Annotated in this window: 11 protein-coding genes and 1 riboswitch; of the genes, 6 read left to right on the top strand and 5 right to left on the bottom strand. The window is 37.2% G+C overall.

The annotated features are described in order from the left end of the window. Positions 1 to 4: 4 nt before the first annotated feature. Entirely contained in the window at positions 5 to 955 is a 951-nt protein-coding gene (locus tag ACTYA4_RS08055) for an L-lactate dehydrogenase (RefSeq protein WP_443480836.1), read from the bottom strand. 32 nt (positions 956 to 987) lie between these two features. Continuing rightward, positions 988 to 2604 (bottom strand): lactate permease LctP family transporter, encoded by a 1617-nt coding sequence (locus ACTYA4_RS08050; RefSeq protein WP_443480837.1) that lies wholly within the window; start codon positions 2602 to 2604, stop codon positions 988 to 990. Positions 2605 to 3156: 552 nt separating this feature from the next. After that, positions 3157 to 3254: riboswitch (TPP riboswitch) on the top strand. A gap of 103 nt (positions 3255 to 3357) precedes the next feature. Here ACTYA4_RS08050 and tenA point away from each other — a divergent pair. The 6 genes from tenA to fni all read left to right on the top strand — a co-directional run bounded on the left by tenA (position 3358) and on the right by fni (position 10036). Next, entirely contained in the window at positions 3358 to 4050 is a 693-nt protein-coding gene (tenA, locus tag ACTYA4_RS08045) for a thiaminase II (RefSeq protein WP_443480838.1), read from the top strand. Further along, positions 4047 to 4643 (top strand): ECF transporter S component, encoded by a 597-nt coding sequence (locus ACTYA4_RS08040; protein ID WP_443480839.1) that lies wholly within the window; start codon positions 4047 to 4049, stop codon positions 4641 to 4643. Before tenA ends, ACTYA4_RS08040 begins: the two co-directional genes overlap by 4 nt. Continuing rightward, positions 4621 to 6240: an ABC transporter ATP-binding protein gene (locus ACTYA4_RS08035; protein ID WP_443480840.1), complete on the top strand. Its 1620-nt coding sequence runs from the start codon at positions 4621 to 4623 to the stop codon at positions 6238 to 6240. Before ACTYA4_RS08040 ends, ACTYA4_RS08035 begins: the two co-directional genes overlap by 23 nt. After that, a complete protein-coding gene (locus ACTYA4_RS08030) occupies positions 6203 to 6940 on the top strand; it encodes an energy-coupling factor transporter transmembrane component T family protein (RefSeq protein ID WP_443480841.1) in 738 nt (245 codons plus the stop codon). The genes ACTYA4_RS08035 and ACTYA4_RS08030 overlap by 38 nt, the downstream gene beginning before the upstream one ends. 404 nt (positions 6941 to 7344) lie before the next feature. Continuing rightward, the gene (locus ACTYA4_RS08025; RefSeq protein WP_443480842.1) at positions 7345 to 8667 is read left to right on the top strand and encodes an MATE family efflux transporter; all 1323 of its coding nucleotides are present in this window, start codon (positions 7345 to 7347) and stop codon (positions 8665 to 8667) included. Positions 8668 to 9007: 340 nt separating this feature from the next. Continuing rightward, positions 9008 to 10036, top strand: coding sequence for a type 2 isopentenyl-diphosphate Delta-isomerase (gene fni / locus ACTYA4_RS08020; protein WP_443480843.1), 1029 nt, complete (start codon positions 9008 to 9010; stop codon positions 10034 to 10036). A 180-nt stretch (positions 10037 to 10216) separates the two neighbouring features. On the opposite strand, the gene ACTYA4_RS08015 is transcribed toward fni, so the two are convergent. The 3 genes from ACTYA4_RS08015 to ACTYA4_RS08005 form a co-directional block, all read right to left on the bottom strand. Next, the gene (locus tag ACTYA4_RS08015) at positions 10217 to 11224 is read right to left on the bottom strand and encodes a FecCD family ABC transporter permease (RefSeq protein WP_443480844.1); all 1008 of its coding nucleotides are present in this window, start codon (positions 11222 to 11224) and stop codon (positions 10217 to 10219) included. A gap of 167 nt (positions 11225 to 11391) precedes the next feature. Further along, entirely contained in the window at positions 11392 to 12390 is a 999-nt protein-coding gene (locus ACTYA4_RS08010; RefSeq protein WP_443480845.1) for a FecCD family ABC transporter permease, read from the bottom strand. Positions 12391 to 12590: 200 nt separating this feature from the next. Next, the gene (locus ACTYA4_RS08005) at positions 12591 to 13541 is read right to left on the bottom strand and encodes an ABC transporter substrate-binding protein (protein ID WP_443480846.1); all 951 of its coding nucleotides are present in this window, start codon (positions 13539 to 13541) and stop codon (positions 12591 to 12593) included. Positions 13542 to 13683 lie beyond the last annotated feature (142 nt).

Raw genomic sequence — 13683 nt, 5'->3', positions numbered from 1 at the left:
GTTCTTATTCATGTACCGGAGTCATTATTCCTTTTAACACCTTTACAGAATGATCAAATTTTTCTTGTTCTTCTTTGTTTAATTCAATTTGAACGATTTCACGAATTCCATCGCGGTTAATAACAGCTGGAACACCAATGTATACATCCTTATGTCCATATTCTCCATTTAAATAAGCAGATACTGGTAAAATAGAGTTTTCGTTATTTAAGATTGCTTTTGTAATGCGAACAAGTGACATGCCAATTCCATAATAGGTTGCCCCTTTTCTTTCAATAATATGGTATGCTGCATCACGAACATTTACAAAAATTTCATCTAAGTCTTCTTGTCTGAATAGAGGGTTTTTGCTTAATAATGTTTCAATGCTTTCTAAACCAATAGTCGCACGGCTCCATACCGGCAATTCTGTGTCGCCATGTTCCCCAATAATGGAAGCGTGTACGTTTCTAGTATCCACATCAAAGTATTCACCAAGCATATAACGAAGTCTTGCACTATCTAAAGTTGTTCCAGAACCGATTACTTTTTCTTTTGGCAAGCCAGATTCTTTCCAAGTAACATAAGTTAAAATATCAACTGGATTTGTAGCGATTAAGAAAATGCCGTTAAATCCACTATCCATCACATTTTTAATGATTTGTTTAAAGATTGCTGTGTTTTTGGCTACTAAATCTAGACGAGTTTCACCTGGTTTTTGCGGCAATCCTGCAGTGATAACAACTAAGTCAGCAAGGCCACAGTCTTCATATTGACCATTCCAAACTTTTACTGGTGATGGAGCGAATGGAATACCGTGGTTCAAGTCCATTGCTTCTCCTTCTGCTCTTTTTTCATTTACGTCTATTAACACTAATTCCTCTGCTACTCCTTGGTTAATAAAAGAATAAGCGTAGCTGCAGCCAACTGCCCCAGTACCAATTAATACAACACGATTAATAGCTTGTTTTTTCATAATAAATCTCTCCTTATTTTAAAATTAATATATTAGAATAACAACCAACTGACGAAACCAAGAATGACAAGTAAACATAAGCTGTATTTAATTGTCACTTTAAATAAGTCACTTTCTTTTCCCGCTAATCCAACTGCAGCAGCTGCAACAGCGATAGATTGAGGGGAAATCATTTTAGCCATTGTGCCTCCTAGAACATTGACTGCAACCATCGTTTCAGGTGCAATACCAATTTGTGTAGCTGTTACAGATTGAAGTGGAGCAAATAAAGAACCACTGTTTACAACAGAACCTGTTAAGAATACACCTAACCAACCTAATACCGGTGCAAATATTGGAAATATAGCACCAGTTGATGCAAAGGCTAACCCAAGTGTGGAAGACATACCAGAGTAAGTACAAATATAAGCAAATGCAAGTACACTACAAATAGTTAACACAGGTGATAATAATTCTTTTGCTGTTTCTTTGGCAGTTTCCACTAACAATATTTTACTACAACGGAATAAGATGCTTGCAACTATTATGGTTATAATAATGGCTGTTGTTGTAGATGAAAATAAATCTAGTTTAAACACAGCGGCATATGGTGTTGCTTCTGGTACAATCGGTGAAAGCTTTATCACATTATTATTTAAAAACGGAATTGGAAGCAGGAATACTAGTTTTTCCAAAGGTCCGCCAGCAATAAATAAGTTTTTGACAAAAGATAAATTGAATAATGTCACACAAATTGTTAAAAAGATAAATGGCAGCCAAGCAAAAGCGATTGTTCCAAGTGAATATTTATTGGTGCTTTCCACTTCTTTTTCTTTATTAATGCGGAATATTTCTTTTGGTTTCCATTTCTGCAAGAATAGAGCAAGTGCAATCAAACTAACGATTGCTGCAAAAATATCAGCCAACTCAGCTCCTATAAAATAAAGTACAACTGCTTGTGTTACAGCAAAGGAAATACCAGAAACTAAAATCGCTGGGAATGTTTGTCTAATTCCTTTAAGTCCGTCAATGATAAAAATTAATAAAAAGGCTACTATTATACTGATAAATGGTGTAATAAGAGCTGTATATCTGCCTACAACAAGTCCATCTAAACCAGTTAGAAGGGCTGGAACAGTTACGGGAATACCCATTGCTCCATATGCTCCGCCGGCAATATTTGCGATTAAGCAAAGGCTGGCTGCATAGATAGGTTTAAATCCAAGTCCAACTAATATAGCTGCTGTGATTGCAACAGGTGCGCCGAATCCTGCAGCTCCCTCTAGAAATGCTCCAAATGAAAATGCTACAATAAGAACTTGCAAGCGTTGATCTGCTGTTATAAAAGAAATACTATTTTCAATAATGGCAAACTTACCTGTTTTTACTGTTATTTTATAGAGAAAAATAGCAGCAAATACTATTGATGCAACTGGCCATATACCAGCTAATGCTCCATATACCGCAGACATTAACACTAATACAGCGGGCATTTTATAAATAAAGATTGCAACGATTCCAGCAACAATAATGCTGTACAGTCCTGCAATATAACCTTTTAATTTAAATACAGTCAGCATTAAAATAAAGAATATAATTGGAATAGCTGCGACTACTGCTGAGATCCATAAATTATTTAAAGGATCATAAAGTTGATTCCAAACAGTCATGTGAATTCCATCTCCTTTGAAAAATTAAATTGTTACTTTGATACTGTTAGTATAATCGATAGTTTGTGAAATGAATCACAAAAATGTGTCTGTTTTGTGAATTGAACAAATAAAACGCTTTCTTAAAATTGATGTGTTCACATTTTCGCCACATTGTTAAATGTTCAAAAAAGGAAGTTAGGGCGAAAAGGGTTGAGGTGTGGAAGTCACGAACTGAAGCATAGGCGGTGCTATGATTACGAGGATTTTTTACATAACCTCTACCATGTATGATCAATCAATAGATAGAAAAGAGGCATCATCGTTAGCTTCTTCAAAATATAATGATTTATACAGTGTTCAAAAAAACTGATGGTTATGAGTAAGTACATATATATAAAGAATGCAGTGAACAAATATTTCAAACCTATCCAAGTCAATGTTTCCGCGAAAGGAGAAAGAATCCCGTGTTATTTACGATAATTCCGCGAAACAACGGATTCATTCTAACTGGTAATAAAATTAGATTGACACGGAAGAAGTATATTAGGTAAAGTAAGGGTAATTAAATAGGAAATCCACTAGGGGAGCCATTTGGCTGAGACAATTTTTTTGGACCCTTGGAACCTGATCTAGTTCACACTAGCGTAGGAAAGTGGAGTCGGCAAATTAAGATTAAATGTACATTTATTAGATAAAAAGCCACTCCATTACAGGGGTGGCTTTTTTGTTGGATAAAAACTCAAATAAGAACAATACGAGGAGGAAAAAACATTGAAGTTTTCACAACAATTACGCAAGGAAGCAGATAGCATTTTTCATGCTATATTTGAACATCCATTTGTTCAAGGAATCGCAAAAGGAGATTTAAAGGCAGAGCAGCTTATTCATTATGTAAAACAAGATTTTGAATACTTAAATTCCTTTATTCAAATTTATGGAACAGCTATTTCCAAATGTGACAACAGAGAAGATATGGAAATGTTTAATGAACAAATTTCCTTTATTTTAAAGAGTGAAATTCACCCACATAATAATTTTTGCCAAGTAGCAGGCGTTTCATATGAAGATTTGCAAGGTTTTCCACTGTCGCCATCTTCTCATCACTATATTCGCCATATGCTTACTGTTGCACAGCACGGTTCAATTGCTGATATTATCGCGGTGTTATTGCCATGCCCTTGGACGTATTTAGAGATTGGAAAAAAACTGTTGAAAGAAGTGAACCCAGAACCATCTCATCCATTTTACGACTGGATCCATTTTTATGGAGGAAGAGATAGTATGGATACTCTTACAGATAAGTTTTGTGCTCGTTTAGATGAATTAGTGGAACATGCAAGTGAGGAAGAAAAGGAAAAAATGAAAGAATATTATTTATTAAGCTGTCAGCTTGAATATAAGTTTTGGGATATGGCCTATACATTAGAAGATTGGCCGGTAAAAATGGGGGTTGCTAACGTATGAATTGGAAAATAAAAGAGGTTGTCTTATTAGTAGTATTATCTGTTGCTTGTGGTGTTGTATATCTTGGATGGTCGACATTATGGCTTCCTATTTCGGGACTTGTTGGACCGGTGGGCGCTGAGTTTATGTTTGGAATATGGGTCATTGCCAGTCCAATTATTGCTTATATCATTAGAAAGCCTGGAGCTGCGCTGATTGCGGAAGTAGCTGCTGCAGCTGTTGAGCTTTTTACAGGCAGCCATTTTGGTTTAGGGGCATTATTAATTGGTATTTTCCAAGGAATAGGATCAGAAATAGCTTTTGCGATTTTCCGTTATAAAAAATACAATGCACTTGTTCTAATGCTTTCTGGTGCATTCGCAGGGATTGTCAGTATGGTTTATGCAGTAATAGCATATGGATTTAACTATTATACAACAGGGGTTTTAATTGCTACACTTGTCATTCGAATTGTTAGCGGTATGCTCTTAGGTGGTTTATTAGGAAAAGTAATTGTCGATGTTATCGCGAAAACAGGTGCTTTGAATCAGTTTGCGATTAAACAGCAACAACGCAATAAGGATGATCAAAATGACTTCGTTGTTAGGATGTAATCACCTTTCTGTTCGCTTTTTTAACCAAAAAGAGAAAGTCTTGGAAAAAATAACTGTTTCTTTTCAAGAAGGAGAAAAGGTATTAATTCTCGGTCCCAGCGGAAGCGGGAAATCTACCTTGCTGTCTGTGTTTGCCGGCATTATTCCAGAGCATATTGAAGCAGAAGTTAGTGGAGAAGTGACTAGAAAACAAAATATCGGCGTCATGTTTCAAGATCCAGACGCTCAATTTTGTATGCATCGTGTAGACGAAGAAATAGCGTTTAGTTTAGAAAATAGAAACGTTCCAAGAGAAGAAATGGACGATATTATTGTGAATATGTTGGAGCTTGTCGGGTTAGATATTGACCCGACTACGCTTATTTCTACATTATCTGGTGGAATGAAGCAGCGTTTAGCATTAGCCTGTTTGTTGGCGTTAAAGCCAGATGTTTTATTTTTTGACGAGCCAACCGCACAGCTGGATCCGTTAAGCCGGATGGAAATATTTACATTGTTGAAAGAGACAGCAGAAAAAACGAAGCAAACGATGATTTTTGTCGAACATGTATTAGATGGCTGCATAGAGTGGATGGATCGTGTTATTTTGTTGAATTCAAATGGACAGATCATTGCTGATGGAAAACCTGCCGATATTCTCATAAATTACGAAGCGCAAATGGATGAAGCAGGGATATGGAAACCGAAAATTTTTCCTCATACATGGCAGGATATTATCCAAGATGAACAACATCCTATTTCGAAAAAGCTGATTGAGCAGCTGGAAACAAGGCAAAATAAATCAAGTTGCAAAAAAGAAGAAACAGCTCCCGTTATTGAAATAAAAGATTTGGCTATTCAATACGGAAAAAAGCCGGTGCTTCAACATATCGATACAACCATTCATAAAGGTGAGTGGGTTTCTATCATTGGGAAAAACGGCAGTGGAAAAAGCACCTTTTTAAAAGCAATCGCTCAATTATTGAAAAGAAAAAGCGGAGACATCCGGATACATGGCAAAGAACTAAAACGATGGTCTGATAAAGAGCTTTATAAAACGGTAGGATTTGTTTTCCAAAATCCTGAGTTGCAGTTTATTAATCAGACTGTATTTGAAGAAGTCGCTTTTTCTGGGAGGCAGCAGAAGTGGAGTGAAGAAGAGATCTTCACACAAGCAACGAGTATATTAACAGAATTCGGGTTAAAAAAGCATCGTGATTTTCATCCATTTACATTAAGCTTTGGACAAAAAAGACGGTTGAGTGTTGCAACGATGCTGCTTTTAGATCAGGATATTCTGCTACTAGATGAGCCAACGTTTGGCCAGGATAGAAAATCAGCGCAGCAGCTGCTTGATCTATTAAAAAGGAGACAAGAAGAAGGAACGACCATTGTGATGGTAACGCATGATATGGATATAGTAGACCGTTATTCTGATAGAGTTATCTTGTTTGAAAATGGGGGAATTACTTATAATGGCGATCCATTTTCCTTCTTTCAAACTGCGACTTCTATGAAAAACTCCAGTATTCTTCCACCTCTTCCATACAAATTTTTAATGGAACGAAAGGGGGAGAAACATGTTAACGGGCAATCAATCTTATCTATCCACCCTTAACCCAACGATAAAATTAGCAACGCATCTTATCCTTATGTGTTTGTTAATGGCGATAACAAATCCGTTAACGACACTGGCGATTTGGATTTTTACGCTTATTATCGGAATTAGTATTGGCGGCTGGAGGGCTCCATATTTAGTAAAAGTGTTATTGCCTTATACGATCTTTTTTGTGCTTACCTTTTGGATGATAGCAGCGTTTGGCAAAGGGGACCATGTCCTAATGGAATGGGCATGGTTTCGCATCACAGAAGAGAGTGTAAGGAACGGACTAACAATCGCGCTGCGTATGTTTGGATTTGTCACAATCAGTTTATTATTTACTTCAACAACAGATTTAAATTTATTTGTCATGAGTCTTATCCAACAATGCAAATTATCGCCAAAATGGGCGTATGGCTTTTTAGCTGGATTTCGCTGCATTCCGATGTTTCAAGCAGAACTAGCGCAAATAAAGGACGCCCATCGAATTAGAGGATATAAGCATCATGGCAGCTGGAGAGCGTTTATGCGGTATATGGTTCCACTGTTATTACAGGCGATTCGCAAATCAGAAAGAATGGCAATTGCGATGGAAGCACGAGGATTTACAGGAACAAGGGAACGAACCTATTACCGATCCCCAACGGTTTCTAAACGAGACTATGTTTATTTTGGTGCAGTATTGATGATAGCAGCTCTTATAATATATATAGTATAAAGTTAAGTTGCATGAAAATTAGAGGATGTAAAAAGCAGTTTATCCCTTTATCCGAGGATAGACTGCTTTTTTTCATTAGGCTATTTTCTCAAAATTAGTTGTTTTTTACATGAAAAATTGAAGAAGAATTACTCAGCAGACTGAATACACGTAGACTCCTGTGGGAATGCGAGAAAGACGAGACCCCACAGGAGCGTATGCGACGAGGAGGCTCGACGCTCGCCCACGGAAAGCGAAGTGTATTCAGTCTGCGAATTTAAAAGCAACAATCTATACGAAAACAGCCTTTCATCAAGAAAGAATATTAAATCGTAATAATTACAATTTACAAACGGTAGAATATATATTACGATAATCAAGATAAAAATAAATGTTTATCATTAAAAAGAGAGATAGGTGGAAAAATGACTCACCGTTATTATTTATCTTTAGCATTACCGCTGATTTTTGCTACTATTACCGTTCCGCTGCTAGGTGCAGTGGACACTGCCGTTGTTGGACAGCTCCCTAATCCTGCTTATATAGGTGGTGTAGCAGTAGGAACCGTCATTTTTAATACGATGTATTGGCTATTTGGCTTTCTTCGTGTCAGCACTTCTGGGTTTGCAGCACAGTCTTTAGGGGCAAAGGATCCTTTTCAAAGTGCAATGGCGTTTATTCGTCCGCTTTGCTTAGCAATTATTATTGGACTGTTTTTTATCATCCTGCAAAAACCTATTTTGCAAGCTTCTTTACATCTTCTTGGGGTACAGGGAAAAATAAAGGAACTTTGTGCTGTTTATTACCATATTAGAGTATGGGGAGCTCCTTTTGCGCTAATGAATTATGTTGTAATTGGCTGGTTATTAGGGATGGCTCACATAAAACAAACAGTGACCATTCAATTATTAATGAATATCTTTAATATCATCATGGCAGTTGTACTTGTTTTGGTGTTTCATTTAAATGTGGCTGGAGTAGCATTTGCAACGCTTTCAGCAGAAATAGTGGCATTTGGCATAGGCGTTTTTATTTTAACAAAAAATAAGAAATTACGTTTAAATTATTCTTGGAAAGAATTAGCATCTCATTTATCCGATCGAGAACCTTTAAAAAAAATGTTTATCGTCAATCGGGACTTATTTATTCGCACCATTTGTCTTTTAGCTGTGTTTAATATTTTTACAGCAAAAGGGGCTGCATATGGTGAATTAGTATTGGCTGCAAATGCTATTTTAATACAAATTCATTATATAATGGCGTATCTTTATGATGGTTTGGCCAATGCTGCTAGCATCTTAACTGGGAAAGCTGTTGGAGAGCGGAATAAAGATTTATATCAAGCTACAGTCAAAAAAGCCTATCAATGGTCTATTCTTTTCTCCATTACGATAGCTATTTCTTTTTTTATTGGAAGAGAAGCAATCATTCCTCTTTTTACTGTAGTGGATGAAGTAATTAATCTCGTACATCAATATGAATGGTGGCTTGTACTTTTTCCTCTTTGTGCTTGTTTAGGTCTTGTTCTTTACGGTGTCTTTACAGGAGCAACGGAAGCAGGTTTAGTAAGAAATAGTATGATTGGATCTATCCTGATCTTTTTAGCTGTACTTTTTCCTGCAACGTACTTTTGGGGAAATCATGGCTTATGGTTTGCGTTTATTATGTTTAGTCTATTTCGCTCTATCTTATTGGTTTTGTATATGCCGAAGCTTTCACAAAGACTTGCTTTTATGAAAGAGGAATAATATTATAATATATTTTCCATACTTATTAAAAACTGTTCATATAAGTTCATGTTCAAAAAGGAGGATAACTAGAGCGGAGAAGTTCGAAGTAACGAAGAGATTTGCAAGCTTTTGTTCCCGGTCTTTTTGAACACCACCTATAAAAAATGGGAGAAGCAGTACTCAGCAGACTGAATACACGTAGACTCCTGTGGGAATGCGAGAAAGACGAGACCCCACAGGAGTGTATGCGACGAGGAGGCTCGACGCTCGCCCACGGAAAGCAAAGTGTATTTAGGCTGCGCGTTTAAAAGCAACAATCTTTACGGAAACAGCCAAAAAATAAAAGGATGACAAGCGATTGAAAGATAAGAATATTGAGCAAAGAAAGTCAGAGCATATTGAAATATGTTTATATAACAATGTTAACAGCAGCGGAATCACTAATGGTTTGGAGAACTATTATTTTATTCATCAAGCTTTGCCAGAAATAGATTTTCAGGAGATTGATATTAGTACAGACTTCTTAGGAAAAAGGCAGCGCACACCTTTTTTAATCAGCAGTATGACAGGCGGCACGAAAAAAGCCTATGAAATAAATAAAAATTTAGCTGCAGCAGCAGAAGAAAATGGCTGGGCACTGGCATTAGGATCAACAAGATCTGCGTTGGAAAAAGAGGATATGGCATATACTTTTCAATTAAGAAAATATGCACCAACCACTCCGATTATAGCGAATTTAGGTGCGGTTCAGCTCAATTATGGATACGGGATAGAGGAATGTCAAAAAATTATTGAGCTGACAGAAGCAGATGCTCTAGTACTGCATTTAAATTCGCTGCAGGAAGTAATCCAAACAGAAGGAAATACTAATTTTAAACAATTATTGTTGAAAATTAAGAAAGTTTGTTCAAACATACAAGTCCCTGTCGGCATAAAAGAAGTAGGCTGGGGAATCAATGGCCAGCTGGCTAAGCGCTTAATGGATTGCGGCATCCAATTTGTAGATGTAGCTGGGGCTGGAGGAACCTCATGGACAGAAGTGGAAAAGCACCGCTCAACAGACTCGTTAAAAATACTCGCAGCACAAGCATTTGCCGATTGGGGAATACCAACTGCGGAATGTATTATTGATTGCAGAAAAGAAAATGAGTCAGGCGTACTTATTGCAAGCGGCGGTCTGCATACAGGCGTAGATGCAGCAAAGGCGCTTGCGTTGGGTGCGAATATGGTCGGATTTGGAAGAACGATATTAAAAGATGCGGTTGATTCCAAAGAGAAACTGCTTCAAACGTTTAATAGAATCGAATTTGAGTTGAAATTAGCGATGTTTGGTATAGGAGCAGAATCGTTAAAAAATATACACAGGTCTTCATTGAAGAAAAAATAAATGGGATGGCTTTCGTAAAAGAAAGCTATCCCATTTTTAAATATTAGAATTATATGTCTTAAGTTAGATAAGTGTCTAGCTTCAGCGCCTAGCCCCTGTGAAAGATAACCTCTTGTCTCTAAAAGTAAAATACACTTTTTGAGACAAGAGAACATTTTTCTTCGGGGCTGGTCAAGGCGCTTACGCTTTTCTTGTTTTACTATGCCGCCACATTAGAAATAAAAAGTACGGTGCACCAATTATCGATGTTATTAATCCAGCAGGTATTTCAATTGGTGGAAACAGTCCTCGGCCAAGAGAATCTGCAATCAGCACCATTAAAGCGCCGATAAGCAAAGATGTTGGGATAGAATAAATATGCTTGGAACCGACGAGTTGTCGTGCGATATGGGGGCTGATTAAGCCGACAAAACCAATCATTCCTGCAGCTGCTATACTTGCACCAGTTAAAAGGACGGCTGACAGAAGCAAAAGAATCTTCATCCATTCAACTCTTAGACCCAGCCCAACAGCTGTCTGCTCCCCAAGCAACAATAAGTCGAGGGATTTCGACAAGAACAGTACAAATAACACAATAACAATAACCCAGGGCAAAATAAACAGCACTTGTTCCCATGTTCTTCCGAATAAACTGCCATTAAGCCATAAAAGAGAGCTTTGCACATTCGTTTTTATTGCTAATAAGCTTAGCTGAACGGCAGCGCTGCAAAAAGCACTTATAGATACCCCAACAAGAGCAAGTCTAGTTAAGTCTAATCCATTTTTATAGGCAATCACATAAACAGCAAGCGCAGCTAATAACCCGCCAATAAATGCCGCCATTCCAGTATAGGCAATATTTAAGCTCGGAAAGAGAAGAAAAAGACTTACAGCACCAACACTTGCACCCCCGGATATCCCTAATGTATCAGGAGCAGCAAGGGGGTTTTGCAAGACGGTTTGCGCAATAGCCCCAGCGATGGCTAAACCGCCGCCAACAAATAAAGCTAACACAATTCTTGGCATTCGATAGTGAAGGATAATATAGGATTCATTATCACTGCCTAGTCCGAAAAGAGCCAGTATAACAGATGAAGGGCTGATAGGAACAGCTCCTAATCCAATATTCATAATGGATATCAGCAGAAGCAGTATAAACAAAATAACAATAATAAAGATTGGATGAACAGTTTTTAATAAGTTTTGCATTAGGCTTTTTGTCCTTTTTTAGAAGATAATAAAGTATCAAATTTTAGAAGTTAGATAAGTGTCTAGCGCAAGCAGCCAGCCCTTGTGAAAAATAACCCTTTGCCTCTAAAAGTAAAAAGCACTTTTTGAGTCAAATGAACATTTTTCTTCAGGGCTGATCAAGGCGTTTACGCTTTTCTATTTTTCCTTGCTAAATAAATGAAATACGGTGTACCAATTAAAGCCGTCACAATTCCAACTGGTGTTTCAGATGGAAAAGAAATAAACCGGGAAAGCACATCGGCAATTAACAGCAGGTTTGCACCAAATAAAGCACTTAGAGGCAGTATTTTTCGATAATCTACTCCAACTAAAAAACGGACGACATGTGGAACGATTAAGCCGATAAAACCAATTGGCCCTACTGTTGCTACGGTAGATCCTGCCAATAAAACGACTAAAATAATCACCAATACCTTTATCAAAATAATACGTTGTCCAAGCCCTTTTGCAACATCATCTCCTAAAACTAATAGAGACAGGGAGCTTGCTAATAGAAAGCTAGAAAGAAGGGCGATAAAACTAATTGGAAACAGCAATTGTACATCTGCCCAAGTTGTACCTGCAATCATGCCTGCAAGCCAAATCAGGATATTATTGATCGAATCCTCGTTAAATAATAATAATGATTGAGTGCCTGAAGAGAATAGTGCTTGAATAGCGATGCCTACTAACGCAATCTTTACTTCTATTGCTCCTCCTTTAAAAATAAAACTCATCATAAAAATAAGAGAAGCCGCCACTAAACCACCTAAAAAACCACTTCCAATCAGTGCGTAGCCTGTTACAGCAGGAAATAAAACGGTCATTAATACAATCACAAACGATGCACCGGCGTTAATGCCTAACACGCTGGGAGAAGCTAATGGATTTCTTGTGATGCCTTGCATCATTGCTCCTGCAACAGATAAATTTGCGCCAACTAATATCGTGATCAGTAATCTTGGAAGTCTAATATCATGCAGAATAATGGAGAGCTCTGATTCGTCAGGAGAAAAAAGATGATCGAAAATTGAATGAATTGTATAAGAGTAAGCTCCTAATTTTAAAGAAAAATAGGAGGCTATTACTAAAATAATCAAACCAATGAAGCTGATGAAAAATACATTTTTATTAACATTATGCAATCGTGATACACCTCAAATAAGAATGGTTAAGCAGTTGTTCAAAAAGTCCGGGAATCATAGCTGTCGAATCTCTTCGCCTGAGTCGTCACTCCAGTCCTCACGTAGCACTACCTACGCTCCGGGCTTCGTGACTTCCGCGCCTCGACCTTCTCCGCTCTGATTTTCCTCCTTTTTGAACACGCACTTTAAGCGAATTTGGCTTACTTATTATGCACAAAAATATGTTTAAATTCTTCCATTCTATCATTTATTGCCGTAAGACTGCGTCTTCTTGACCAGTCATTGTGGTTTACTTCATATACGTTTCCAGCTTGAACAGCTTGGAGCTTGTTCCATAATTTATCATTTTTTAGTGATTCTTTAATGGATGGCTCGTCCTCATTTATAGAAATAATTAAGGTTTCAGGGTTTATAGTTAATAATTGTTCAACGGTCATCTCTTTCGACGTTTCCTTTTCATCAACAAACGCATAGGGAAGACCAATAGTAGTAAAAAAGCTTGGTGTGAAAAAAGAACTAGTTTGTACTTCGAAAATTCCTTCGCTAAACCCGGCGATCAGCACATCCTTATCTGCTGATTTTATATTATCTTTTAATTGCTGTACATTATTTTCGTGTTCTTCGATTAATTTCTTTCCTTGCTCCTCTTTCCCTAATGCTGTTCCAATCGATTTCGTATTTTTTAGGACAGTGGAATAATCTGCGGCATCATCTTTTAATGCTACAGTTGGTGCTATATTGGATAATTCTTTATAAATGCTTGCATGTCTATCGCTATCTGCAATAATTAAGTCAGGATTTAAGGTGCGAATTACTTCTAAATTTGGCTGTGCTCGTGTTCCGACAGAAGTATACCCTTTAATCTTATCATAAATATTTTTTGCAATTCGCTCTGGGCGGTCATCATCTGCTACGCCTACAGGAATAACATCAAATGGAACAACAGTTTCTGTTAAGCCAAGCTCTAATGTAACCACTCGTTTTGGATTTTCTGGAACATCTGCTGTTCCGAGCTCATGGCTAACGGCTGTTGTTTTTTTGCTTTTTGTTGTATTATCCTTATCATCTTCTGCATTTCCGCAAGCAGATAGGATGAAGATAAAACAAAGAAGTATACTATAAGACCATTTTCTTTTTAATACAGCTTTCATTTGCATTCCCCACTTTTTCTATATTCTCATTAACAACAATGATAATCATTTTCATATAGGGAAGTCAACAGAATTTTAGGACTTTAATAACTTGTGTTAAATGAATATTCGAAATTTTGACGAATTTTTTACACGAAGTAGT

Source organism: Niallia yueguangensis (genome assembly GCF_052663115.1).
Note: the sequence above shows the minus strand (reverse complement) of the source record. Positions and strands in the feature narration are given on the sequence as shown.